This window comes from Cytobacillus sp. FSL R5-0569 (genome assembly GCF_038007265.1).
Lineage (GTDB): Bacteria > Bacillota > Bacilli > Bacillales > Cytobacillaceae > Cytobacillus > Cytobacillus kochii.
This window is the reverse complement of record NZ_JBBOWW010000001.1, coordinates 2404755-2431419: the sequence shown is the minus strand read 5'-3', so window position 1 is coordinate 2431419 and position 26665 is coordinate 2404755. Positions and strand designations below refer to the sequence as shown.

The following is a 26665-nucleotide window of genomic DNA, read 5'->3' as shown; positions in this document are numbered from 1 at the left end:
TTCTGAGTAAAAAGGAGGAAATCATTTGGCAAGTTTATCTGAAAGAGCAAAATTGTATTTGGAGAGCTTTTATTCTGGTCCGAAAATCGAATCATTTGATCCAATTGAATTAAAGGAAATTCAGAAAAATGCCCCAATACCTGAACAAAATATTCTACCTCATATTCATCGCAGAGAAGAGCGCTTAATTAAAGTAAATGATGGAGCAGAAATACGATTATGTATTTATTCACCGGAAGGAGAAGGGCCTTTTCCAGCACTAGTTTATTATCATGGAGGCGGTTGGGTCATTGGTTCTGTTGAAATGTTTGAAGCGGCCAATCGATTAGTAGCGACAGAGGCTAAAACGGTAGTTATCTCTGTGGATTATCGTCTTGCTCCGGAAAATCAATTTCCCATTCCAATGAATGATTGCTATACAGCACTAGAATGGGTAGCTAATCATGCAGAAGAGCTTAATGTAGATTTAACTAAAGTTTCTGTTGGTGGAGATAGTGCTGGTGGGAACTTATCCACGGTTATTGCCAAGAGAGCTTTAAACAATGGGCCATCCATTCAATCACAAGTTCTTATATACCCAGTCACAAACTTGGCATTCAATACCAATTCTTATAATGAATTTGCTGAGGGATATGGTCTCGATCGAGATCTTATGAAATGGTTTGGTTTCCATTATGTAGGTGATGAAAAAATGTATAGTCATCCCGATGTATCACCATTAAAATACGATACTGTTCAAGGGCTACCCCCAACTATTATTATCGCAGCGGAAAATGATGTTCTAAAAGATGAGGGAATTGCTTATGCAGAAAAGTTAAGACGAGACGGTGTACCTGTTCAATATGAAGTGATATCAGGGGCAGTCCATGGTTATTACAGTAATATGGATTTCTTTGAAGAAGAAACAAAAGAGTCTGTTCAACATATTGTGAAATTTTTAAATAATGTCCACCAAGGGGGAGAGAAAGCAGTAAATAAGTAGCTAAGCATCATATGTTCTAAAAATCATCTATTACACTACAAAGGGGGATAAGGAATGACTCAATATGTTGACGCTGTAGTGATTGGTGCTGGCTTTTCTGGAATCTATATGACGTATAAATTACACGAAAACGGTTTTTCCGTAAAGACATTTGAAAAGGCAGCTGGAGTTGGTGGCGTGTGGAATGTCGCTAGGTATCCTGGTGCCCGATGTGATTCAGATAGTTTTTATTATAATTTTATGTTCTCAGAGGATTTATATAAAAAGTGGTCTTGGTCTAAAAGGTTTGCTGGTCAAGATGAAATTTTAAGCAATTTGAATTTCGTAGCTGATGAATTAGATGTTAGGCAATATATGCAATTTAATACGGAAGTCAAATCGGCCGTTTGGAATGAAGAACATTCAATGTGGCACATTACAACGGGAAAAGGTGATGAGTTTGCAGCAACTTACTTAATTTCAGGCGTCGGCTGCCTATCCACCTCAAGTATTCCCAACTTTAAAGGGATTGCAGATTTTCAAGGTCAAAGCTACCATACCGGTGAATGGCCACATACTGACGTTAATTTTAAAGGCAAGCGTGTGGGAGTGATTGGCACAGGCTCTAGTGGTGTACAATCGATTCCTGTTATTGCAGAAACTGCGAAAGAAGTCTATGTATTTCAACGAACACCGCAATATTCTGTACCAACTAGAAATCGTTCATTTACGCACGAGGAAGTTGAACAATTTAAAGATGAGTTTCATTCAGCACGAAGAATCATGTTAACCTCACCTTCAGGATTACCCATTCCTAAAGCAACCAAATCCATAGTAGAAACGCCAGAAGAGGAACGTAATACAATCTTAGAAAATGCTTGGGACAAAGGGGGGATGATTTTAAACAATGCATTTAATGATATAACGATTAATGAGAAATCAAATGAGTTAGTATCAGAATTTCTTAGAAATAAAATTCGTGCAAAAATTAACAATCCTGAAGTTGCTGAAGATCTCCTTCCATATTATTACTACGCAACAAAACGCCCAATCTTAGATACAAACTATCATGATACGTATAACCAAGAACATGTCACATTAGTAAATTTACAACAGCAACCAATTGAGTGTATAACAAAAAACGGAATTAAAACAACGGAAAAAGAATATCCACTAGATCTGATTGTTTTTGCAACTGGTTATGATGCCATGACAGGGACGCTATTGAAACTAGATATAAAAGGACGTAAAGGGCTATCCCTTAGAGACAAGTGGCAAAATGGGAAAAAAGTTGAGACGTATTTAGGACTTGGCTTAGCAGGATTCCCAAATTTTTTTACGATTACTGGGCCACAAAGTCCTTCTGTTTTAACCAATGTACCGTCAGCCATTGAACAACATGTTGAATGGATATCAGATTGCCTAAAGTACATGCGTCAACATCATCTGAAAACGATTGAGCCAACTGAGGATGCACAAAGGCAATGGAGTAAGGATTGTACAGAGCTTGCCCATAATACGCTATTTACAAAAACAGCGTCCTGGTATACAGGATCTAATATTGATGGAAAGTCACCAGATTTCTTAATTTATTTAGGCGGTTTAGACAATTATCGCCAAATATGTAACGAGGTCTCTCAACAGGGTTACAAAGGATATGTTTTAGGAGTTAATAAAATTCAAGTCTGATTAGGAGGAATGAACATGGCCAATACTACGTTAGAAATTAATCCGATCGTTCAAGCGTTTTTAAGTGGAACAAAGGAAATGTTCTTAAATGGCAAATGGGTTCCGGCAATTAAGGGGAAAGTGTATGAATCTATTAACCCAACAACGAATGAAATTCTGGCGAAAATCTATGAAGGGGATGAGGAAGATCTCGATGTAGCAGTAAAGGCTGCCAGACGAGCTTTTGAAGGTAGCTGGAAAAATACAGCTCCAAGAGAGAGAGCTAGATTATTAAATAAGCTAGCGGATTTATTAGAAGAAAATTTAGAAGTTATTACGCAACTGGATGCCCTTGATTATGGTGGAACACTTGCAGTTGCAGGTGGCTTTGCAGAGAATGCAGTACATCATGTTCGTTACTATGCTGGTTGGGCAACAAAGCTTTATGGCAATACTCTCGAACTAACTAGTGGTGGAAATATCCATGCATTTACTAAACGTGAACCCCTTGGTGTTTGTGGTCAGATCACCTCATGGAACTTCCCAGCTTTAGTTGCATGTTGGAAGATTGCTGCTCCAATAGCAGCCGGGAATACTGTTGTGATAAAACCTTCACAACAAACATCTTTATCTACTTTATATATTGGTAAATTAATAGAAGAAGCTGGTTTTCCCCCTGGGGTGGTTAATATTGTTACAGGTGCAGGAGGTAAGCTCGGGGAAGCGATTACATCACACCCTGATATCGATAAAATCGGTTTCACAGGCTCAACTAGTGTGGGAAGACGGATTATGGAAAAAGCCTCGAAATCTTTAAAGAAAATCACGCTCGAACTAGGGGGCAAATCGCCAAACATAATCTTTGCAGATGCGGATTTAAACAAAGCGATTCCTGGCGCTATAAAAGCGATCCTCATGAATACAGGGCAAGTGTGTGCGGCAGGCTCACGACTATATATTGAACGTTCTGTTTACGATACGGTCAAGGAGAAGCTTGTTGAAATAGCAGAAAGCTTTGTTTTAGGTGATCCTCTTGATCCAAATGCTCAAATGGGGCCACTCATTTCGAAAAACCAAATAACCACTGTAGAAAAATATGTTGAACTTGCCAAAAAAGATGAAGCTACCATTCTCACCGGGGGGAAACGACCTGATAGTCCAGATCTTCAACAAGGAAACTTCTATTTACCAACAATTATCGAAGGACTTGATGAAAAATGTCAGTCTGTCTATGAGGAGATTTTTGGTCCTGTCCTTTGCATTATGCCTTTTGATTCAATCGAGGAAGTCGTTGAGAGAGCGAATGCTACAGAATATGGACTAGCTTCAGGTGTGTGGACGACAAATATAGAGACAACCCATAAAATGGTTGATTCATTAAATGCTGGTTCTGTTTGGGTCAACGAATATTATTTAACTGATGACAATATCCCATTAACTGGATTTAAGCAAAGTGGAATAGGGTCGGAATTAGGATTAGCAGGTATAGAAGCTTATACAAAAGTAAAAAGTGTTGCCATTAACCATGGATAGGGAGCTGATGTTATGAAGGCATTAGTAATTGAAGGAATAAAAAATGCAATTGTTCAAGAGGTCGCTGACCCTACAATTGATGAGAATGGGGTGATTGTAAAGGTAAAGGCAAATGGCGTTTGCCGTAGTGATTGGCATTACTGGGCAGGAGATATACCGATTACCCAAAAAATATTAGGTCATGAATTTACTGGTGTTGTCGAAGAAGTAGGTAAAAATGTGAAAAACTATAAAAAAGGAGACCGCGTTATCGTTCCTTTCTCTGGTAGTGATGGTACATGTCCTTATTGCCTACAAGGCCACTCTAACCTCTGTCACTCTTCCTTTATTCCGGGTTCGACTTACAATGGGGGGTATGCGGAGTATGTAGGAGTTCCATTGGGTGACCGCAATATTATTCCTTTAGCAGATGAAATTAGTTTTCTAGATGGTGCTGCATTAGGTTGTCGTTTAATGACAGCTTTTCATGGAGTAGTCGATCGAGCAAAAGTGGAACCAGGTGAGTGGGTAGTGGTCTATGGATGTGGAGGAGTTGGCTTAAATGCCATTAATATTGCTGCTTCCATTGGTGCAACCGTCATTGGTGTCGATATTAATCCAAAGAATCTAGAGTTGGCTAAGCAAATGGGAGCACATGTAGTGATTAATAGTAAAGAAGTAGATCCGGTTCATGCAGTGAAGGAAATCACTGGTGGTGGGGCGAATGTATCTATTGATGCCCTTGGTATTGCAGATACATGTTTAAATGGGATTAATAGTTTAGCTAAACGTGGTCGTCACTTGCAAGTTGGCGTGACAACAAAAGTTGAAGGCGGAAAGATTGCCTTACCTATTGATCAAATGGTTATGCAAGAAATCCAATTTATCGGAACTTTAGGGATGCCGAATCACCGTTTTGATTCATTACTTCCTTTAGTATTGCAAGGGAAAATAACACCAGGTAAGATGGTAACAGCAGAAATCAGTTTATCAGAAGTAACAAAAATCTTTGAAGAAATGAGCAATTTTAATACATCAGGAACTTACATTGTAACAGAATTCGATAAAAGCACTGTAACAGCATAAAGTAATGGAGCGTCCTAATTTTTAGGATGCTCTTTCCAATTTTTTTAGAAAAATTTTAAATCTTGCAACATGCTAGAATAGTTAATTATAAATGCACATCGAGTGAATGTGGCTATTGCTAGGTGGAAAGAACTGAAAGGAAAGGACTAAAAGAATAATACACAATGGTATGTATATATCGCTTTTTTTAAAATACGAAAATAATTTGCAGGGTTTCACTACTCAATAGTCGAATGTATGTTCTTAAGAGGTGAAAGTATGAATAATGAAACGTTAGTACAAAACAAAAAAAGTTGGGATAAAGCCGCAGAGCGTTTTTTTGCTAGAAACCCGCTACCTGAATATGGTCCGTTCGCACCTACAGAAGCAGATTTACAGTTATTCGGTGAGGTGAAAGGAAAGAGGATATTGGAATTAGGATGTGGGAGTGGTCATTCAATCAAATATTTAGATGGAAAATCTCCTAGTGAGTTATGGGGGCTTGATTTATCTCATGTGCAAATTCAAACAGCTAAGCACTTATTAGCAGAAAGTAATACATCGATTCAATTATTTGAGTCTCCAATGGAAGAGAATCCTGGTATTCCAAGTGCGTATTTTGATATTGTCTTTTCAATATACGCGATCGGATGGTCGACGGATTTAAGAAAGACATTGGCCAATGTCTTTCAATATTTAAATGATGGTGGTTTATTTATCTTTAGTTGGGAGCACCCACTATATAATAGAATGAGCCACGAAAATGGACAACTCGTTATGACTAAAAGCTATCATGAGGAAGGTGCTTATGATCATCATGCATGGCAGGAACCAGCAACAATGCAACAATATAAATTAAGTACATATATCAATTTACTTACTGCTTCTGGCTTTCATATTGAGCAAATGATCGAAGAGGTCTGTATAACAGAAGAAGATAAAGATAGACATAGTAATGGCTGGTATTCACCTGATAAAGCCAGTCTATTACCGACTAGCTTTATTATTAAATGTCGTAAGCCAAACATATAGGGCAAACAAACAAAAAAAGACTTTCAAACTAGAAATGGAAGTCTTTTTTTATCATGCACATTCAATTATTTTATAGCATTTTTTAATTACGAATAATAATATAAACCAAATAAATAATGTACGCGACAGCGAGAATGAACCCTTCTCTTTTACCGATTTTAAAACTGGTCCGCGAGAATATAAATAGAACAATCGTTAAGATTATCATAAGAATGACATCAATAAAGACTTTATCATTTACGGCTAATGGTGAGATGGTTGCCGAGGCACCAAGTACAAATAAAATATTAAAAATATTACTACCTACAATATTACCCAAAGCGATTTCGCTCTCTTTTTTTAACGCTGCAGTAATTGAAGTTACTAGCTCCGGTAGAGAGGTCCCTATTGCAACAATTGTTAACCCTACTAATGTTTCACTCATACCGAGGGAGTACGCAATTTCTGTCCCATTGTTAACGACCAAATTCCCACCAAAAATAATGGCCGCCAGACCTAAAATCGAAATGAATATATTTTTACCCCACGTAATGTCTTTAGGAGTAGTTATATTTTCTTTATTCTGCCTACTTTTTAGACCAATTTCAATGACATAGTACAGAAATATAGATAAAAATAATAAAAAGACAAGACCATCACTACGAGTAAGTAAATTACTATCAAAACCCTGTAATGCCACATCACTCATAAGAATGAGCAAAGTAACACTTGCAAGTAATGTGAAAGGGATTTCTTTTTTTATGGTTTCACTTTGTACTTTCAATGGATATAAAAAGGCTGTAACACCGACCACAAGTGTGATATTAAAGATATTGCTTCCAAGTACATTCCCTAGTGAAACATCTGCACTTCCTTCAAGTGCCGCAATAATACTAACAGTAGCCTCAGGTGAACTTGTACCAAATGCCACAATCGTTAACCCAATTAAAATGGGCGGGACTCTTAACAACCTAGCAATGTTGGAAGAACCGTCAACAAAAAGATCAGCCCCTTTAATCAATAATGCGAATCCAACAAGTAATAAAATATAAGTCATCATAAGTACTCCTTCATTTTCTTTTATGTATAGTTTATTTCTTATTCTTTTCTCCCCACTCCTATTCATACCCTCTTTCGGAGGGGATTAAAATATAGCATTGGGTAATTAATATAAAAAATATCCTTCTGATGAAAAAAATAATCAAATTGGGCACGTCAAAAAATTGTATAATATCTTTAAAAATATGATCTCTGTTTGCTTTTGTAATTGCATTTGCTACCCTGTAGAAGGAGGAAAACATGATTATGCCCATTTTAAAATCCGAGCGCCAAGAGTATAATGCAATTGTTTTCTTGAGCAAGACGAATGCAAAAATTTGTCTATTACGCTAGCTTGAGGCTTTTTATAATTGAAACATAATGTTCTTTTAAAGACTAAAATAACCATCAAAAAACCCCATCCAAATGAAGTTTGGATGGGGAGGAACATTAAATCTTAATATCAACTTTCCCTTTTTCTTTCAAGTCATCAACATGTTGAGCAAGTACTTCTTGTTGTTTTTGCTGTTGGATAGATGCTTTAATTTGTTCTTCTACATCTTCAAGTTTTGGCACTTCTTGATCGGCACCTTCACTTTGTGTTTTTACTTCTTCATACGCTTTTTTGATTTCATCTTCTGATACTTCGCCAGTAGGTACTTCTTTTTCAACGTATTGGTTGAATTGAATGCTATCAGCGATTTGTGCTTTTAATTCTTTTTCATCTAATTTAGATTGTTCTAGAGCAGCTGCAAAGGCTTTTTCATCTTCAAACTGACCTTTTGTCTGCTCAAATTGTTCATTGATATCTTCTTCAGAAGCTTTAATCCCTTTTTTATCTGCTTCTTGAAGGATAAGTGCTTGTCCAACAAGGCTATCAATTACTTGAGTCTTCATTTGTTCAGATGTTTCTTTAGTGGTTGGGTCTTGACCCATTTGTTGCATTTGCCCTTGTAGTGTAGTAAGTGTCAAATTATAATCAACACCTAAGATTTTTTCATCATTCACTACAGCAACAGTTGAATCATCCTCAACCATTTGTTCGTCTAATTTCTTCTGCATTTCTTCTTGTTTTTTCTTATCTTCAGCAGATAGTTCAGTGTTTTGCCCTTCGTCCTTCTTCTCAGCATCTTTTGCTTCTTCGTCTCCTCCACAAGCGGCTAAGAAAAGCACCATCAAACTTGTCATTAATAAAACTTTCCATTTCTTCATAATCAATCTCCTTCCTGCAAGCAGAATGATTTTTTGATTAAAATCATCTAGTGCGCATTATATAGTATGTTTGGCTAAAAAGAAACCAATAGACCCTCCAATTATGCGATGTAATCAAATTGAAAAATCAATAAAAATTTTAACTATTTACATATGATACCAGCAAAACAAGAGATTAGCCATTCTTTTCATATTAAAAAGGAAAAAATGCCTGTTCTTTTATTACAAAAGTAACAAAAATTATAAGAATTTTCAGAGGGAATATCACATACTTAAACCTAGATAAGATATGATAGAAAGTAGAAGGATAGAGGATATGCAAATTGCTTTCTTTGCGCGACTTGCACATTTCAACCAACCCCATCTTTTTCTATCCCTATCAAAGTAAAAATAATCAACAGCAATAATTAATAAGAGAAAAGTAATAATACCTAACAAATTCATTGCTAATAGACCTCCTAAGTTAGAATGTATTCTTCTATAATTATATGGAAGGGTTCTACTATCTATGAAGCTTAAGCAAAAGAATGAATGATAAGGCGCAAAATGATATCGAATATTAGTGATGCTTTCATTATTCACGATATATTGCTGACGCGTTTAGTGAATATAATGATTCTTCATCTAGTTCCTTAGATGAAACAATGGCAGAAGGAAAAGAGGCAATAGAAAACGGTGAACAAAGTTTAAACAGCTCTCATCAAGATATGCCAGTAGCCGTGGTCAGTTTTCTAATCTTGACTAACGAGCTCTATTCAAGACGCTAAGATTAAGGAGGAGACAGGATGAATAAAAAAACGAAGATTTGGATGCAGCGTAATGCTCGTCCACTTGAATTGGCACGATGGGAATACCTATTTGATGGAGGGTCACGAGAAAGGGTCATTCAGTATTTAGCGTCCTACCAAAACGAAGATGGAGGTTTCGGCAATGGATTGGAACCCGATTTCTGGCTGCCAGATTCTTCGGCTATTGCTACATGGTCAGCGTGCCAACAATTAATAGAAGTGAATGCGACTAAGGATGAAAAGATGGTAAGGAATCTCGTCAACTATTTATTACTTTCTTATAATAGAGAAGCGGAACTTTGGCTCACAGTAACACCAGAACATAACCTTTATCCCCATGCCCCTCATTGGCAATATACAAAAGATGTTCAATCTAGGTGGATGTATAATCCATCAGTTGAATTAGCTGCCTATTTGATACATTGGTCGAACGAGGAGAGTGAAGCAAATAAGTTGGGATGGCAAGTAATTGCAAAAGCCTTCACCTATCTGCAGCAAGCGGAAGACATGGGGTTTCATGAGATTAATAATTATCAGAAGGCAGCTAACTTATTACAGGACAAAATGGGTGATTCCAAAAAAGTGCTTGCTAAAATCCATCAACTAGCAGAGGGAGCGATGAACAAATTACCAGATACATGGGGGAAAAGTTATGGCGCACTACCACTAGATTTAATTCATAATAAAGAGGACCTTCTATATCATCAATATCGCAATCTTGTAGAAGAAAATATTGTTTACCTACATAAAACAATTACAACGGAGGGGGTATGGAACCCTTCTTGGGATTGGGGAGACGATCAGTTGAATTTTGCTGTAGCTAAACAACAATGGATAGGCATTATTGCCATTAATAATCAGCAGAAATTACAGATTTTTCAATAAAATCTTTTGCTTCATAGGGGTTGTACATATGAACACGGATAAAAACCAATCCATTCTATCATATATTATGAATCTATTAACTACACTCACTTGCTTACTTATTCTACTAAATGTTTTCCTTCTAAGTAGTGTTGGTTTTGATTTATACGCATGGAAGCAGTCATATCAGTCATGGGTTTATCTTTACTGCATCATTTATGCTCTACTTGTTGCTGTGGTCATTGACGGGTTTTCGATTAAATTATCTTTATCCATATCAGCTCAGACCATCTTTTATACAGTCGCTGGCTTTATAGCTTTCTTTCCTCTTACGGGAATCAGCTTTTTTACCTTTTTCGCAGGTGTTTTCGCTGCATTTATAGCTGTTATCTTTTTCTTTTGCTATAAAATCGTGAAACACTATCATAAAAAGCTATGGGTAATTGTTCTACTTTTTCCCATGTTAGTTGCATTATCCACCATAGATTATACAGAGAAGAAAGACTGGCATGAACAAACGTCAGAAAACTCATTTTCTGCTCAATTTACTCATTTTAATGGTATGCACCCTATTCCTATTTCACTTGCCCGTGGTGAGATAGTCTACATAACCATTCAATTTTTACCTGAAAATGAGGGTGGCTATGGTTATTATATTTTAGACGAAAAAAATCAAGATGTGTCTTATCAGATGATAGAGGCAATCGATCAAGACGTGAACAATTTTCAAATCTATCTTACAGCAGATACAACAGGTCAATATCGTGTTTTCGTAACCGGTTCAGATTTAAAAGGGAGAATAAAAGTCAATTGGGAAGTGAAGTGATTACTGAGTGAGGTTAAGGCAAATGGCCGTTGCGTTTTTAACCAATCGAAATGGTGAAGTTTTACTATTACAAAAACCTTCCACGCACGCATTTCTTCCAGGGAAACTCGTTCCAATCGGTGGTCATATGGAGCCAGATGAGCTAAATGACCCAGAACGAGCGATTATAAGAGAAGTGCAGGAAGAGACTGGACTTATTTTAGAAAAACTACAGTTAAGGTATATTGTCCATAGATTAAAAGCAGATGAAAATGAGATAAGGGTTCAATATGTCTTTTTTGCAAGCTTAAAGGAGAATGGACCAATTATTTCAGGTGAGGAGGGAGAATTGTGCTGGATCAGGATGAAAAATTTGGAAAGAGAAAACGTTTCTGAAACGTCGAGGGCCATTGCCAGTCATTATAATGAACACCTGGAAAATGAATTAATCTATACCGGCACAATGAAATCAGACAACGGCAAACCCACTATTACTTGGAGTGTACTAGAAGATTGGTTGTAGGAAAGGACGGCATACATGACTAAAGAATTCTTGAAAATCTTTGATGAACATTATAACGAAATTGGTATAGCAACAAGAGACGACGCGCACGACAATGGCTATTGGCATGAAGTCTTTCATTGTTGGCTACTAAGTCAGGAAGGAGAAACAGACTACCTCATTTTACAGATCAGAAGTGCGCAAAAGAAAGATTATCCTAATTTGCTAGATATTACTGCTGCAGGGCATTTATTAGCGGATGAAACCATTGAAGATGGAGTTAGGGAAGTAGAGGAAGAGCTAGGCATCAATGTCTCTATAAAACAACTTTCCTCAATTGGTATGCTTCGCTATGCCATTGAAACCGAAAAGATGAAAGATAGAGAGCATGCACATGTTTTTTTATATCGTGGATTATTCAACTGGGATCAATTTTCTCTTCAAGAAGAAGAAGTAGCCGGCTTGGTTAAAGTAAAATGGACTGATTTTTGCCGATTATGGGTGGGGGAACAAGATACGATTCCCATTATAGACCGATCTATCTTAGATCCTAGGCAAAGTGATGAGCTGAACACTAATATCACTCAAGCACACTTTGTTCCGCATCCGCCTTCGTTTTATCAAGATGTCATCAGACTGATTCAACCATTACTAGTAAAATAAAGGAGGTAGTTGATGGCTTTCAAAATTGAATTATTTGTAATAGACTTGCACCAGTCGATTCATTTTTATCAAGAAATATTAGGATGTAGCCTTATGAAACAAGGGGAGAATAGTGCCTTGTTTAAGAATGAGGATACTTTTCTCTTACTCACAGGAGAATCCATTCTAGACGAGGACCATTACTTCAGAAAAAGGAATTTAGCAAATAAGGGAGTGGGCGTTGAGTTGATTCTAAGTGTGGATGACGTCAATGATTATTACGAGCAAATCACAAAAGTCGCACCAAAAGTCATAGAAACTCCTATTAAACACCAAAGTTGGGGGGCAACTGATTTTAGAGTCATTGACCCAGATGGATATTATATACGGGTAACTTCAAAAGGATAGACCTCTAGTACAGTTGAATATTCGTCTTATAAAAATTTTAGAGGGAAGAGAAACATGCAAAAAGTAGTTGAGGGGATCAATCATTGGATAAAAACATTACCAGATGAGTATAATTCTATGTCAGAATTAGAAATTTCTAATCGACCATTACCAAATAAATGGTCTAAAAAAGAAATTTTAGGACATTTATGTGACTCTGCGATAAATAATATTCAAAGGTTTATAAAAATTCAGTATGAAGAACAAGTGTATGTTATTCAATCATATAATCAAGATCAATGGGTAAAGGTTCAGAATTATCAAGATAGACCGCTGGGTGAAATAGTAAACCTTTTTCAGACATTAAATAAGCAAATTCTCACTATTGTTAAAAATGTTCCTAGCGAAAGCCTATCTAAACTTTGTGACATAGGCAATAATCAACATGAGACACTCGAGTGGCTTATTCAAGATTATCTTTCGCATATGGAACACCATATTCACAATCAAATTTTAATTAAAAATAACAATTGATAAATTTAGTTCTTATTAGAGAATAGGGCGCATTTTCGGAGGAAGGAGTGTGCTCCTTTTACATCTATGTATTTATAACAAAATCCAGCTAATGTACTGTCTAGGGATTAGCTGGTTTTTACTATTAATTGAAATAATGATTTAAGAGACTTTTAATAGGTAGTCGCTAACCCATATCAAGTTCAAAAGTTCCGTATGTATTTTTTTTATGGTTATTCCCTTATGAATGAATTATTTTTTATAATAAACTCGTTTTAATCCAATTTGAGTAGAATAAAATGAATAATATTATTATTCTATAGGAGGAACTATTTTTGGATTCTACATTTAAACAAAGTCGTTTACCCATGATATTAGGAGTAACGTCTATATTATTACCATATATCGGGATTATAGTTGGAGTATTCGGGATTTTGACTTCTTCAAAGGTAATGAAAGACAGGGAATACATTGAAGAAACTAAATGAGCATCAAGGGGTAGAATCCTTAGTATAATTGGAGTTTGCATTCAAATTATCCTTATTATTTTATTATGTTTATCGATTATATTTTATTACATTTTACATAGCATCTGATTCTAATAAAACAAGAGTATTTCTTGACAAATAAATATACAGCACCTATACAATCTAGTAGACATAACGTCACAATATTGGCAGTTACAAAAACCAGAACCCATGTGGAATTTGGCTTTTTCTTTGTGCTTTTGTTGGCCTAGTATATTATACATGTTAAGAAACAGTGATAAGGCACGGACGATTCGTTCTTTTTAAAGAACGAATGAAAACATGAATAAAACTTTCGTCACCTCCCGCTTTTGCTGCCTTTTTCTTAAGAAAAAAGCCACCTTAAGGTGGTTAATCAACGTTTGGGGTGATTTTCACTAAATACAAATGAAAATTTCTATTAATTGTTATGCACCCGTTTTTTTATCATTTTTATTCAACCTTTTTCTTTTTGTCTTCTTTCCAACCTATCCAAATAGCTACGGCTAAAGCAAATGCCACTCCAATATAAGCCATTCACTAACCCTCCTTTTTGGAAAATGCCCTGTTTGTTTACTAATTTTCAGCAAAGCTGTTGAAAAATCTACATTTTAACAGTAACACACCTTTCATAAATATTACGAAACAATTGTAGGAAAGGTTTCATTAAAGGGGTACTGCCGACAAAACGCAGATATTATACGCTAAGACATTTTTTGGATATAAAAACCCTGATTTTTCTACGCTAAGCAGAAGGATCAGGGTTTAATATTTTTCTTCGTATTCTTTTGGTTTCACATTTTCCAAATAATGTAATGTTAAACTAACGAGCAGTTTGTTTAATAAGCCATCTATATTTTATTTATAGTACCTTTTTCCAAATAACAACAAAAGCCAAATCAAAAGAAACCATATAAATATAAAAGGAAAATTATCAAAAAAGGCTTTAATTATTGACGTTGTTCCAAATAATAGAGAAAATACCCCGATGTGACGAACAAATTTTTGTTTATCTACTACTCTTTCTTCTTTAAATGACGGAATTAAATAATACAAATTTCTGTTCCAAATTAAATAAGAGAATACGTAGAACATTACTCCCAAAAATAAATGAACAAATTGTGGCAGTTCCATCCCATCCTCCTAAACAATAATTTCTTCATGAGCCCCAGTTAGTGATACCATCATAAATTTTTCTTCCTTTTATCAACCTTATCCATAATAAAGTATGAAGAATAGAAAAATATAAAGTAAATAGCGAGTTTTGCTATCTTATTCTCTACCTTAAATATATCAATTAAAAACATAGCAATAACAGCAACTATTCCAGCAACTAAAGCTCTTATGATAATGTTCAATACAGAAAATCTCCTTTCTCAACCCTAAATTCCATTTAAATTTTACGGTTGAAAAGAATACAAGCCCCTATTACTTCAATTTAACCATTTATCTAAATGTAAAAATCTTTGTTATGGAGTAGTACCACCTTTTATTACATAATAAAATCCAAAGTCAGTTTTTTTTAAGTACCACATGTTCCCGTACATTCCTCTCAATACTTCGGGCTTAAGCCATTCGTGAGGTGAATATCCATCTACCTCGTACATATAACTATCGTATTGTTGGTCATATCCACGTTCGTCAATGTCAGCAATTAAAGTTTGTATTGGATGAAACCGTAATAAGAGATTTCCGCGTATCAATAATTCTGGCGAAAAACTTGTAGGAATAAAAAGTGCCAGTACGCAAATTAGGAAATAATAACGTCTTTTTAAAATTTTCCTCTTCATTAAAACAACCCCCAAAACTCACTAACCCCTTAACTTTACCATAAAAATCCAAATACTCCTTCTACCAAACTGCTCTGATCTTTAACAAAAACAAAACGACCAGCTCCGCCACTGATCGTAAACCTTGTTGAATATTCGCCGGATATTGTTCACTAACGAAATCCCGCAATCTGGCTACTGAATATTTCAGGATATTGTTCACCAACTCAACTGTTCAAATTTTAAAAGTCACAAAGAAACGTCGCTTTCTTAACAGATAAGAAAACGACGTTTTTATTATCAGCTACTTCAACTTATCTGTTGAATAGTATATTTGTACTGCGCAGCAAATAACTTTGTCTTACAGAAGTACATCTAATTTACTTGGCATTAACTAACTACTTTCCAATTCGCTGTTTGCCTTTTTCAGTTACCGCACTTTTCTAGTCATCTTCTTATTATTATTAACGGATTTGAAACGCAATACTGACCAATCCTCATCAATAGCTAAATATCCGTGTTGAACATTCGCATCCGTGGCCATCCTACTAAGAGTAATCCAACAAATACTATTACTATTCTTTTCATGAACTATTACCATTTCTGGACTATTCTTCCGAAATGATAATCCCTTCTTCCACTAACTAGTTAGCGAAAGAAGCGACTGCTCTATTGAACAATCGCTCCCGTTGAATAAGGATGAAGCATTACTATATAAGTAAAATCAACTTAATCTAGACACGATAATGTTTAACGCTGTCCAAGATGATGTAATGATTCACTGACCCTCTGTCCATATTCTGTATAAATTAATTGTTTTTACAGACACTATTAAAAACGGTTAAAGGATATGTTACGAATGACAGAGCGTCATAATAATGATAACTTCCCAGGTTATGAAAAAATTAAATCCATTCTTAATGAATCACCCGATTTGATGTGTCGAAAGCTTGAAGTTGGACAAGAGGGGATTCATATTATTTTCATGAAGAATTTAATTAAGCCAGAGATTCTAAATGAATATGTCATTAAATATATTGAAGAACTTTCTATAGAATACTTACATTACACCTATTTAATGAAAAACATACCTATAGAAGAAATAAAGGTAAATTTAGAGGAACAAGAGGTAATCTCTTCCCTATTAAATGGATTTGCTTATATTTATTTTTTAGATGAGAAAAAGGCATTCATTGTGAACTGCGCAAACCCCATTGAACGCTCTATTGAGAAAGCAGAAACAGAATCGTTAGTATATGGACCTAAAATTTCGTTCACTGAATCATTAACTTCTAACGTTAAGATAATCAGACAAAATCTAAATGATTATAATTTGTGCACGGATGAAATAAAGATTGGGGAACGCGTTCAAAAGCAAATAAGAATTGTATATATAAAAGATATTGCGAACGATGACACTCTTCAGACACTTAAGGACAGGATTAAACAATTAAGTACGGATAATATAATTGACAGTTCCGTTTTGGCTCAATGCCTAGAAGATAATCATTACTCTTTATTTCCACAATTTATATTAACAGAGCTGCCCGATCGATTCATCTACTCGATTTTAAACGGGCGAATTGGTGTTTTTATAGATGGTAGCCCAGTAGGGATTATAGGTCCTGCTAATTTTTTCTCATTTTTCGAATCAACAGAAGATATCTATTTGAGATGGTCTTTAAGTACATTTATTCGTTTTATCCGATTATTTGCTATGGTAGGTTCTCTTTTTTTAACAGCCATTTATGTGGCTGCCATGACTTATCATTTTGAACTCATACCATCTAAATTGTTAATTATCATTGGACAATCACGTTCACAAGTTCCTTTTCCGCCCTTATTAGAAGCACTCTTACTAGAATTGTTAATTGAGTTACTTAGAGAAGCTGGTGCCCGCCTTCCTTCAAAAGTAGGACAAACAATGGGAATTGTAGGAGGTATTGTCATTGGCCAAGCAACGGTTGAGGCAGGGTTAACTAGCAATATTTTAATTATCATTGTTGCATTTAGTGCAATAGGGGCATTTTCGGCTCCTATTTATGAAATGGGCACTGCAGTCAGAATTGCTAGATTTCCAATCATTATTTTAGCAGGTGTTTGGGGGTTAAATGGAATCATTTTCGGTATATGTATTCTAATGGTTCACTTGTTAAAATTAACTTCTTTAAATAAACCTTATCTTGCACCTCTATATCCGCTAAGAATGAAAGATTTGCAATATTTTTTAATACGTCTCCCCCACCATTTTTATATGAGGCGGCCGTTAGTAAATCGACCAAAAGACTCCATTCGCCTAAAGGAGCGATTAAGAAATATAACAGATTTAGATGAATTTTGAGGTGCAAAATGAAATCAAATATACGTTTTGTTAACGCCTTTATGGCGTTTTATATTATACACACTTCGCAAATTGGTATGGGAATTCTTGGAGTTCCAAGAATTATGTATCTAGAATCAAAAAAAGATGCTTGGATATCCATTTTACTATCTGGTTTATTCGTTAGCTTGATTACATGGTTAATGATTTCTATCCTAAAAAAAAATGAAGGTGATACTCTTTTTGAAATTCATGAACATATATTCGGACGCTTGATTGGTAGTATTTTTAACTTCCTTATTGTCATTTACTTTATTGCCGTAAATTATTCGATCACCATTAGTTATGTCGAGTTGTCACTAACATGGGGATATGAAGGTGTCTATGAATGGGTCGGAGTATTGGCTTTATTAATATTATCCATTTATGCTGTATCCAGCGGATTTAGAGTAGTGACCGGTGTTTGTTTCTTATCCTTTTTATTGACTATATGGCTGCTATTTGTTGTGTACCAACCACTTCAAACCATAAACCTAACTAGGATTTTACCTATTATGACGACAACTCCTTCAGAAATTATGAAAGGAGTTTTCAAGAGCAGTTATACAATGTTAGGTTTCGAGACTTTACTTTTTATTTTTCCATTTATAAAGGAGAAAAATAAACTACAGCTGTTTAGTCAAATAGCTGTCTGGTTTACGACCATTCTTGTTTTAATAACAACTGTTGTTTCTATTTTATTTTTTAGCGCGAAAGAATTAGAGAAGAATGTATGGCCTGTTGTCAGCATGATTAGCACGGTCCATTTTCCATTTATTGAGCGCTTTGAATTTGTTGCGGTTCCATTATGGATTTTAGTTATTTTTCCAAACCTATGTATCACTCTATATATTTCTTCCAAGGGTATTAAACAGATTTTTTATATAAAACAGAAATATGGAATATGGCTCATCTCCATTATCCTTTTTATCTGCAGTTTTTTAATTACTAAAAGAGTAGATAATAATTATTTTTTTGATCAAATTGGCAAAATAGGATTTTTCCTGTGGTTTATCTATCCGATTTTCTTGTATGGAATAACCATTATAAAATCAAAAATCAATACTCGTTCCAGACGGAGTTGAAAGAATGAAAAAAATTGTTATTCTGCTGTGTTCTCTTCTTTGTACTGCATGTATGGCCCCTGAAAAAATAATAGAAATGCAAGGGATTTCAACGATTATTGGTTTTGACTTGCTTGATGACAATACATACAAAGGCACTATCAGTTTGTTACAATTTGACCGAAAAGAAGAAAAGACGAGTGTAACCCTTTCTGCTGACGGAACGACTAGTAAACAAATCAGACAAAAACTAGAGGAACAGACAAGCCATGACATTACGTCTGGTCAATTAAGGACCATACTGTTTAATAAAAATATGGCAGAAACAGGAATTTCTTCTTTTCTGGATACAATGCAACGAGATAGCATTATCAGTTCTTTAATCTTTTTGGCCATTACTGATAATGCTGAGGAGACGATTAACAATACAAACTATGAAGAATATCCCGAAATGGGATCCTATATTTATCAACTATTGGATAAACACGAAAAGAAAGAAATGTTAGTCAACTCCAACTTACATGATTTTATAACCACACAATATGAAATTGGTATCGATCCTACCCTACCCATTATAAAAAATGCAAATGGGGTAGCACCTTCTATAGATAGTGTTGCATTATTCAAAGAAGATAAAATTGTTGGGTCTATTTCGTTGATAAACACCCTTTACATAAAATTATTCACAAATAATAAGGCATTTTTAGGTGATATAACTGTAGAGATTGCTGCTGAAGAACTAGAGAAAAGGGGGATGGCCGAACTCAACCTTCCTAAAAGTGATATTTATAAGATTACACTTCATCCAATAAAGTACAAAGGAAACATTGAAATAAAGAACGAAGAATTGGTTCATTTAAATGCAACGATTTCCGTTTCAACATTAGAATTTCAACCATCTATTTCTGTGAAAAATAAAGATTCACTAAACAAAATGGAGCAACTAATTGGTGAAGCCCTAAACAAAGAATTTGGATATATACTTGAGGAATTAAAAAATTTAAATACGGATCCCATTGGCATCGGAAGAAAAATAAGAAGTGTTAGAAAATATTCCCATTTAACTGAGGGAGATTTAAGACAAAAATATTCAGCACTAAAGATAAAACCAAATATAAAGGTAGAAATTAAGCGAACTGGATCAGTTGATTAACATGTTTTTAGGAACAAAATCGCTAACTCGACTTAACCACGACCCAAGTGTTGATTATTCACTGGGTCTTTTTTGTCGCATGGTACCATTGCAAAAAGGACAGACTACTTCCACTTCTTCATTTTCTTCCAAGTCAAAATGAAATTCTTCTACAACATAATCTGGAAACGTAATCAATACATCTAAAATAATAAATTCTATTTCTTCATTTAAGCCGAATGAGATGAGCCTTTAGTTTTCTATTCGGATAAAGCATTTTTCATAAATATCTATTGTTTCAATTTGTAGATTATTTAAATCAATTTTCAACTCATCCTCACGCTCTTCATCTTCTTCACCCAACCAACAAATATAGATTTCACAATAATCACCTTGTGGAAGTAACTCTTTTAGTAGGTTACATAAATAGAGAAAAGTCTTTTTGGATTTTTCGTAGTTATGTGGTGAATGAATCTTTTGAAATTCATTCATTTGCCAAATAGGATGACCATTTTCAGAAACTTCATAAATATAGGGCGTAGTAAAATGCTTCTGCTTAACTACATTACGACTTTCTTCATCTGAAAAAACATAACCAATTTCAACTTCATCCTCTGTATAATATTTATTAAGTTTTAATGCAAAATTTAAACCAATATAGGTTGCCATACTCATTTTCATAAACTCCTTGTTATTGGGTGACTTTCATATATTCCCTCATTGTTTATTCAAAGCTTCTTCAAGTAACGTCTGTCCGTTAGTGTAAGTACACCTTTTCACAATCTCCTATATATCTTAACATAAATATCCATTTCCTCTATATAAAAAAATACCAAAAACGACCGTTTTTGGTTGTAGAAAAGAGATTATCTAAAAATATTCAAAAACTACTTAAAACACATAACCAAAAATATAACCAAAATCAAATTACTAATATATCTATTTAAATACCCTTTTTGGTATAGTAAATGTATTAAGTAAGGGGGGATTTGTGTTGAAATTTGGATATGCACGGGTAAGTACGCAAGATCAGTCATTGTCATTACAACTGGATGCTTTGAACCATTATGAAGTGGAACAGATTTTTGAAGAAAAAGAATCAGGTAAGAGGAAAAACCGTCCTCAATTGGACGAGCTACTTAAAGTTCTGCGTAAGGGCGACACAGTAGTTGTCTACAAATTAGATCGTATCAGTCGAAGTACCAAACATTTAATTGAACTCATGGAGCAGTTTGAAGCTAAGGGAATTCATTTCGTGTCTATTCAAGATAAAATTGACACAACAACAGCTATGGGGCGATTCTTTTTCAGAATGTTAGCCAGCATAGCCGAATTAGAACGGGACATCATTAGTGAACGAACTAAAGATGGACTGGTAGCTGCTAGAGCTAGGGGAAGAAATGGAGGTAGACCGAAGGTTGAACCTAAAAAAATCATGCTTGCCATGAAGATGTATGAAAGTAAAGACTACTCCTTATCTCAAATTAAAGAAGCCACAGGAATAGGAGCAACAACGTTATATCGTTACTTAGGAACGAAAGAAAAATCTGGCAAGGAGGTATAACATGAGAGGGAAAGAACTGTTAACCTCCGATCAGCGAAATATGTTTGTGTCTATTCCCGATGATATGAATGAGCATGACATAGAAATGCACTATACTTTTACCTCAGAAGATCTTGGATTTATTAATAAGCACCGAAGAGACCATAATCGCTTAGGGGTTGCTTTACAGCTCGCTGTCCTTCGGTATCCGGGTTGGACTTTATTTCAGATTAAAGACATTCCCAGCCCAATACTCGATTATATTGCAAAACAAATTGATGTCTCCCCTCAAGAATATACCCAGTATGCAAAACGGGTAGCAACTCGAAATGAACATCTAGAGGAACTTCGGCAACATTATGGCTACCAAAACTTATCCTTTGGGGCATATCGAATAATTGCACAATTTACTCTTAAACTCGCTCTTGAGAACGGAAATACAGACTACTTGATTCGCTCAACAATTGAAGAATTGCGAAGACAAAAAGTAATTTTGCCAGCACTGACAACAATAGAAAGGATTGTATGGGAAGCTCGTCAACGGGCAGAAGAACGAATTTTTAAATCTATCATCTCTACATTAAGTGAATCTCAAAAACAAAAGTTAGATCACTTACTTGATGTAAGTTCCACCAATTCAAAGACACCCCTTGCTTGGTTGCGAGAAGTTCCCGGTCAATCTTCTCCAGATGCCTTCTTAAAGGTTATAAAACGTCTTCAAGTCATACGAACTTTGCAACTTAATGTGGATATTAAAGAAATTCATCCAAATAGGGTCTTACAGCTAGCACGATTGGGTTCCAAATATGAACCCCGTTCATTCCGTAGATTTAAAGAGAATAAGAAATTTGCGCTTTTAGTTTTACACCTCCTACAACTTAGCCAAAACCTTACTGATCATGCCTTTGAGATACATGATCGGCAAATTAGCCTATTGTTATCAAAAGGACGTAAAGCTCAAGAAGAGATTCAGAGGTTAAATGGTAAATCAGTTAATGAAAAGGTTATTCACTTTGCAGATTTGGGAACAGCATTGATTCAAGCAAAAGAACAAGGGAAGGACCCATTTGAAGCCTTAGAAGCTATTATGCCTTGGGAGGACTTCGTAAACTCAATAGAAGAGGCGAAGCAATTATCACGCCCAATGGATTACGATTACTTAGACTTACTAAAATTTCGCTTTAACTACTTACGTAAATATACTCCAACATTGTTAGAAGCCCTAGAATTCACTTCTACAAAATCAGGAGAGCCATTGCTTCAAGCTATTGAGACCATTAAAGAGATGAACAAAAATAATAAACGAAAAATTCCAGAAGGAGCTCCTTTGGACTTTATCTCGAATCGCTGGCAAAAGCACGTTTATGATGATGATGGTAATATAAATCGCCAATATTATGAGATGTCTGTTCTTACCGAGTTAAGAAATCTTGTACGCTCAGGTAACGTTTCTATTAAAGGAAGTCGTCAGCATCAAGATTTTGATAATTATTTAGTGACAAAAGAAGCATGGGAGCAAAACAAGCACCTTAATGGACTTACCGCACCACCTTCTGTTGATGAATACTTAAAATTGAAAATAGATGCATTACATAATCGGCTTGAATGGATTAAAGCGAATATCACAGAATTAGATGGGGTTAATTTTGAAGACGGACGGCTGCATCTCCATCGTTTGGAGAAAAACGTTCCAGAAACAGCACGAGAATATAGTTTATCTCTATATCAACTGATACCTCGTGTGAAGTTGACAGATTTGCTTATGGAAGTAGCAAGTTGGACGGGATTCGAAAAGCAGTTCCTCCATGCTTCTACGCTGAATCCACCGAAAGAAGAAGAAAAGCCTGCGATCATGGCAGCGATTATGGCTATGGGAACAAACATCGGTCTTACTAAGATGGCAGAAGCGACACAAGGGGTTTCTTACCGGCAAATGTCCACAGCCTCACAATGGCGTTTATATGAAGATGCTATGAATAAAGCACAAGCCGTTATGGTGAATTTTCAACACCAGTTAAACTTGTCGTCGTACTGGGGCGATGGTACAACTTCTTCTTCAGATGGAATGCGTGTTCAAGTAGGAGTTTCATCCTTACACGCTGATGCAAATCCACATTACGGCACAGGGAAAGGAACAACCATTTATCGGTTTGTTAGTGACCAATTTTCTAGCTTCTATACGAAAGTGATTAATACAAACGCAAGAGACGCTGTTCATGTTATAGATGGTTTATTGCATCATGAAACCGACTTGCATATTGAAGAACATTATACAGATACGGCTGGTTATACGGATCAAGTATTCGGATTAACTAATTTGTTAGGATTTCGATTTGCCCCAAGACTACGAGACCTTGCAGATTCAAAACTTTATTCATTTGAAAAACCAGACCAATATCCAGAAATGGAGAAGTTGCTTCGTGGAAGAATTAACACCAAGATCATTCAGGAAAATTATGATGATGTATTAAGGTTGGCACATTCCATTCGTAAAGGAACGGTCTCTGCTTCTCTCATTATGGGGAAATTAGGTTCTTATTCTCGTCAAAATAGCCTTGCGACAACTTTAAGAGAGATGGGTCGCATAGATAAAACCTTGTTTATATTAGATTATATTTCTAGCGAAACATTGCGTCGGCGAATTCAACGTGGATTAAATAAAGGAGAAGCTATGAATGCATTGGCACGAGCTATTTTCTTTGGGAAACATGGGGAACTTAGAGAAAGAGCATTACAAGATCAATTACAGCGTGCCAGCGCCTTAAACTTAATTATTAATGCTATTAGTATTTGGAATACCGTGTATCTATCACAAGCAATTGAACATTTTAAAAATACAGGAAAGTATCAAGAGGAATTGCTCCCACACATATCACCATTAGGATGGGAACATATAAACTTTCTAGGAGAATATTCATTTATACCTGAGATTTTGAACTCAATACATTCCCTACGTCCACTTAGGGTTTTCATATCCAAAAAATGTCTTAGCGTATAATATCCGCGTTTTGTCGGCAGTACCCCTTAAAGGGGTATTAACAGAAAAAAACTACCTTAAAGCGACGGTCATTCCGCTTCTTATTTGGTCAATTTTATTCAGCTTTTCCTCCCCAAATCTCTTTCACTAAAAGTTTGGCCATCAATGAATCTGTTTAAACATACCTCTTCTCTATCTCTCTAAGACACTATAACACTGTCTTAAAGCAAACGGACGAAATGTGAGGGGGTTGTTTTGATTAAAGAAGAGGAGAAAAAGAAAAACTCGTTAAAAAAAGAGAAATCAAACCAACAATTTTCATTGAATAAAAAATTGTTTTTTCCGATTGTCTTACTTCACCAATCAATTAGTAAAAGATATTGTAGAAATACTTTGCGAAACAGATTGCATTCAAGAAAAATAATGGAATATTTATCGGAATTTTTTAAAGGAGATTACCAATTTTCTTATACAACCTTCTTTGGACACCTTAAAAGAGAGTCTCTACATGCATAATGAATCTGTTCATATTGCTGCCTAATAAGATCCCATTTAATTGATCTACTGCAGAAGAATCACTTCCTCTATTGATGTTATTCACGATAATTTACGGGTCCGACTGGATCGCAACAGTCCCACTCACCATCAATATAAAAAGGATTGTTTTTGGCCTTGAGAAAAGTATCCTTATTTAAGGTTGGATACCTGCTGCACACCAAGGAGGTGCAGGAGTCGCTGTTATTGTCATCTTTGAGCAAACTTGCTCCTATACCAATGCATTACTTGGAGCAGGAAGACTATCCTTTTTAGTTAGCCTTTTTGTGATTGTGATAAAAAAACAACAGCGCCTTTTAAGAGCCACTTAATAAATATTTATTTTCATCAACAGAAACAAAAAATAGGAAGGTTATGTTTTACTTTTTCACATACCAACGTTCATCTACTCATACAATTAAAAATGTTCAACAGTATATAATGGGAGTGGTGTGCATGGGGGCGAGTGAGTTAACAGGGCGAGTGATTTTTAAAGGTGAACCAGGTTACGACAAAGCTGTTTTGAATTGGAATCCTTATGTTGATACTTTTCCACTTGTATTTGTTTTTGCACAAAATGCAAGAGACGTAAGCCATGCGATAAAATGGGCGCGAGAAAAAAATGTTCCATTACGTGTGAGAAGTGGGCGTCATGCATTAGATAAGAGCCTTTCAGTTGTGAAGGGAGGCATCGTAATTGATGTCAGTGACATGCAAAAGGTGCATTTGAATAAGACAAAGGGTATAGCGACAGTGCAAACGGGTGTTCATGTTGGTCCACTTGTAAAAGGCTTGGCTCGCAATGGCTTTGTTGCTCCCTTTGGAGATAGTCCGACTGTTGGTATTGGTGGCATTACAATGGGTGGTGGGTTTGGTGTACTATCACGATCAATTGGGCTAATTAGCGATAATCTTCTTTCGTTGAAAACGGTTGATGCAAATGGAAATATCATTACTGCCAATAAAAAGGAGAATACGGACTTATTTTGGGCTTCCAGAGGGGGTGGTGGCGGTAATTTTGGCTACAATACTGAGTACACATTTAGTGTACGACGTGCACCTAAAGCCACTACTGTATTTAATATCGTTTGGCCATGGGAACAATTTGAAACAGTTGTGAAAGCATGGCAAAAATGGGCACCATTCGTAGATGAAAGGTTAGGCTGCTTATTAGAGGTCTATAGTAAAATCAATGGTTTATGTCATGCAGAAGGAATATTTCAAGGTTCGAAAAGCGAACTGACAAAATTGCTACAACCTTTAACTAGCGCCGGAACACCTTCGAGAATCGTGATTGAGACCTTACCATATCCAGATGCAATCGATTTCTTAGATCCTGACGAACCCATTCCAGGTCGTTCTGATAAAAGTGTGAAATTTTCTTCAGCTTGGGGTCTAGATATATGGCCAAATGAACCGTATGCGATTATGAGAAAGTTTTTGGAAGAAGCAACAGGTACAGAAGCTAATTTCTTTTTTATCAACTGGGGTGGTGCATTGGGAAGAGTACCAACTGACAAAACAGCTTTCTATTGGCGAGATCCTTTATTTTATGTGGAATGGAATGCAAGTTGGGGACATAAATCACAAGAAGCAGTTAGTATTGCATCTGTTGAAAGAGTAAGAAAGCTTATCAAGCCATATGTAACAGGTTCATATGTAAACGTGCCAGATCAAAATATAAAAAATTTCGGAGAAGCATATTACGGTCATAATTTTGCAAGGTTACGGGAAGTAAAAACGAAATACGATCCAGAAAACTTCTTTCATTTCCCGCAGAGTATACCGCCTTATGATTAATATCAGTTAAAAA

26 protein-coding genes are annotated in these 26665 nt (G+C 35.6%); 19 read left to right on the top strand and 7 right to left on the bottom strand.

All coding sequences use genetic code 11. From position 1 onward, the window contains the following. Positions 1 to 25: 25 nt before the first annotated feature. The 5 genes from MKX78_RS12470 (at position 26) to MKX78_RS12450 (ending at position 6238) form a co-directional block, all read left to right on the top strand. Complete coding sequence (locus MKX78_RS12470; RefSeq protein WP_341051163.1) at positions 26 to 982, top strand: alpha/beta hydrolase; 957 nt, start codon at positions 26 to 28, stop codon at positions 980 to 982. 54 nt (positions 983 to 1036) lie between these two features. Then, complete coding sequence (locus tag MKX78_RS12465) at positions 1037 to 2650, top strand: flavin-containing monooxygenase (RefSeq protein WP_307313788.1); 1614 nt, start codon at positions 1037 to 1039, stop codon at positions 2648 to 2650. A gap of 15 nt (positions 2651 to 2665) precedes the next feature. Next, positions 2666 to 4162: an aldehyde dehydrogenase family protein gene (locus tag MKX78_RS12460; protein ID WP_307313790.1), complete on the top strand. Its 1497-nt coding sequence runs from the start codon at positions 2666 to 2668 to the stop codon at positions 4160 to 4162. 12 nt (positions 4163 to 4174) lie between these two features. Next, positions 4175 to 5227 (top strand): zinc-binding dehydrogenase, encoded by a 1053-nt coding sequence (locus tag MKX78_RS12455; protein ID WP_307313792.1) that lies wholly within the window; start codon positions 4175 to 4177, stop codon positions 5225 to 5227. Between the two features lie 258 nt (positions 5228 to 5485). Then, positions 5486 to 6238 carry a class I SAM-dependent methyltransferase gene (locus MKX78_RS12450; protein WP_307313794.1) on the top strand — a complete coding sequence of 251 codons (753 nt, stop codon included), beginning with the start codon at positions 5486 to 5488 and terminating at the stop codon, positions 6236 to 6238. Between the two features lie 82 nt (positions 6239 to 6320). On the opposite strand, the gene MKX78_RS12445 is transcribed toward MKX78_RS12450, so the two are convergent. The 3 genes from MKX78_RS12445 to MKX78_RS12435 form a co-directional block, all read right to left on the bottom strand. Next, complete coding sequence (locus tag MKX78_RS12445; RefSeq protein WP_095373243.1) at positions 6321 to 7274, bottom strand: calcium/sodium antiporter; 954 nt, start codon at positions 7272 to 7274, stop codon at positions 6321 to 6323. A 431-nt stretch (positions 7275 to 7705) separates the two neighbouring features. Continuing rightward, positions 7706 to 8467 (bottom strand): SurA N-terminal domain-containing protein, encoded by a 762-nt coding sequence (locus MKX78_RS12440; RefSeq protein ID WP_307313796.1) that lies wholly within the window; start codon positions 8465 to 8467, stop codon positions 7706 to 7708. A 264-nt stretch (positions 8468 to 8731) separates the two neighbouring features. After that, positions 8732 to 8911 carry a hypothetical protein gene (locus MKX78_RS12435; protein ID WP_307313798.1) on the bottom strand — a complete coding sequence of 60 codons (180 nt, stop codon included), beginning with the start codon at positions 8909 to 8911 and terminating at the stop codon, positions 8732 to 8734. A gap of 341 nt (positions 8912 to 9252) precedes the next feature. Here MKX78_RS12435 and MKX78_RS12430 point away from each other — a divergent pair, with 341 nt between their 5' ends. The 7 genes from MKX78_RS12430 to MKX78_RS12400 all read left to right on the top strand — a co-directional run bounded on the left by MKX78_RS12430 (position 9253) and on the right by MKX78_RS12400 (position 13456). After that, the gene (locus MKX78_RS12430) at positions 9253 to 10140 is read left to right on the top strand and encodes a hypothetical protein (RefSeq protein ID WP_307313800.1); all 888 of its coding nucleotides are present in this window, start codon (positions 9253 to 9255) and stop codon (positions 10138 to 10140) included. 28 nt (positions 10141 to 10168) lie between these two features. Continuing rightward, on the top strand, positions 10169 to 10945 hold the full coding sequence (locus MKX78_RS12425; RefSeq protein ID WP_307313802.1) for a hypothetical protein: 777 nt from the start codon (positions 10169 to 10171) through the stop codon (positions 10943 to 10945). A gap of 22 nt (positions 10946 to 10967) precedes the next feature. Further along, positions 10968 to 11447 carry an NUDIX domain-containing protein gene (locus MKX78_RS12420; RefSeq protein WP_307313803.1) on the top strand — a complete coding sequence of 160 codons (480 nt, stop codon included), beginning with the start codon at positions 10968 to 10970 and terminating at the stop codon, positions 11445 to 11447. A gap of 15 nt (positions 11448 to 11462) precedes the next feature. Further along, the gene (locus MKX78_RS12415; RefSeq protein ID WP_307313804.1) at positions 11463 to 12089 is read left to right on the top strand and encodes an NUDIX hydrolase; all 627 of its coding nucleotides are present in this window, start codon (positions 11463 to 11465) and stop codon (positions 12087 to 12089) included. Between the two features lie 12 nt (positions 12090 to 12101). Further along, positions 12102 to 12476, top strand: a complete 375-nt coding sequence (locus MKX78_RS12410; RefSeq protein WP_307313806.1) for a VOC family protein — start codon at positions 12102 to 12104, stop codon at positions 12474 to 12476. Positions 12477 to 12530: 54 nt separating this feature from the next. Further along, a complete protein-coding gene (locus MKX78_RS12405; protein ID WP_307313808.1) occupies positions 12531 to 12989 on the top strand; it encodes a DinB family protein in 459 nt (152 codons plus the stop codon). 314 nt (positions 12990 to 13303) lie between these two features. Then, complete coding sequence (locus MKX78_RS12400) at positions 13304 to 13456, top strand: hypothetical protein (protein ID WP_307313809.1); 153 nt, start codon at positions 13304 to 13306, stop codon at positions 13454 to 13456. Between the two features lie 876 nt (positions 13457 to 14332). On the opposite strand, the gene MKX78_RS12395 is transcribed toward MKX78_RS12400, so the two are convergent. From MKX78_RS12395 to MKX78_RS12385, 3 genes are all read right to left on the bottom strand, one after another. Next, positions 14333 to 14608, bottom strand: coding sequence for a DUF3784 domain-containing protein (locus MKX78_RS12395; RefSeq protein ID WP_180213936.1), 276 nt, complete (start codon positions 14606 to 14608; stop codon positions 14333 to 14335). A 50-nt stretch (positions 14609 to 14658) separates the two neighbouring features. Further along, positions 14659 to 14832 (bottom strand): hypothetical protein, encoded by a 174-nt coding sequence (locus MKX78_RS12390; protein ID WP_163170603.1) that lies wholly within the window; start codon positions 14830 to 14832, stop codon positions 14659 to 14661. 111 nt (positions 14833 to 14943) lie between these two features. Further along, positions 14944 to 15264: a hypothetical protein gene (locus MKX78_RS12385; protein WP_307313810.1), complete on the bottom strand. Its 321-nt coding sequence runs from the start codon at positions 15262 to 15264 to the stop codon at positions 14944 to 14946. 838 nt (positions 15265 to 16102) lie between these two features. On the opposite strand from MKX78_RS12385, the gene MKX78_RS12380 reads away from it, so the two are divergent. The 3 genes from MKX78_RS12380 to MKX78_RS12370 are packed head-to-tail and all read left to right on the top strand — an operon-like array spanning position 16103 to position 19819. Next, positions 16103 to 17584: a spore germination protein gene (locus MKX78_RS12380; protein WP_307313815.1), complete on the top strand. Its 1482-nt coding sequence runs from the start codon at positions 16103 to 16105 to the stop codon at positions 17582 to 17584. Positions 17585 to 17592: 8 nt separating this feature from the next. After that, positions 17593 to 18687, top strand: a complete 1095-nt coding sequence (locus tag MKX78_RS12375) for a GerAB/ArcD/ProY family transporter (protein WP_307313818.1) — start codon at positions 17593 to 17595, stop codon at positions 18685 to 18687. A gap of 4 nt (positions 18688 to 18691) precedes the next feature. Further along, positions 18692 to 19819 (top strand): Ger(x)C family spore germination protein, encoded by a 1128-nt coding sequence (locus tag MKX78_RS12370; RefSeq protein ID WP_307313820.1) that lies wholly within the window; start codon positions 18692 to 18694, stop codon positions 19817 to 19819. 231 nt (positions 19820 to 20050) lie between these two features. Here MKX78_RS12370 and MKX78_RS12365 read toward each other — a convergent pair whose 3' ends face one another. Next, positions 20051 to 20473, bottom strand: a complete 423-nt coding sequence (locus tag MKX78_RS12365) for a hypothetical protein (RefSeq protein ID WP_000061269.1) — start codon at positions 20471 to 20473, stop codon at positions 20051 to 20053. A 319-nt stretch (positions 20474 to 20792) separates the two neighbouring features. On the opposite strand from MKX78_RS12365, the gene MKX78_RS12360 reads away from it, so the two are divergent. From MKX78_RS12360 to MKX78_RS12345, 4 genes are all read left to right on the top strand, one after another. Further along, positions 20793 to 21362 (top strand): recombinase family protein, encoded by a 570-nt coding sequence (locus MKX78_RS12360; protein ID WP_000668444.1) that lies wholly within the window; start codon positions 20793 to 20795, stop codon positions 21360 to 21362. A 1-nt stretch (position 21363) separates the two neighbouring features. Next, positions 21364 to 24339: a Tn3 family transposase gene (locus MKX78_RS12355; protein ID WP_077210409.1), complete on the top strand. Its 2976-nt coding sequence runs from the start codon at positions 21364 to 21366 to the stop codon at positions 24337 to 24339. A 234-nt stretch (positions 24340 to 24573) separates the two neighbouring features. After that, the gene (locus tag MKX78_RS12350) at positions 24574 to 24834 is read left to right on the top strand and encodes a hypothetical protein (RefSeq protein WP_341051143.1); all 261 of its coding nucleotides are present in this window, start codon (positions 24574 to 24576) and stop codon (positions 24832 to 24834) included. A 474-nt stretch (positions 24835 to 25308) separates the two neighbouring features. After that, a complete protein-coding gene (locus tag MKX78_RS12345) occupies positions 25309 to 26652 on the top strand; it encodes an FAD-binding oxidoreductase (protein WP_307313827.1) in 1344 nt (447 codons plus the stop codon). Positions 26653 to 26665: the final 13 nt, after the last annotated feature.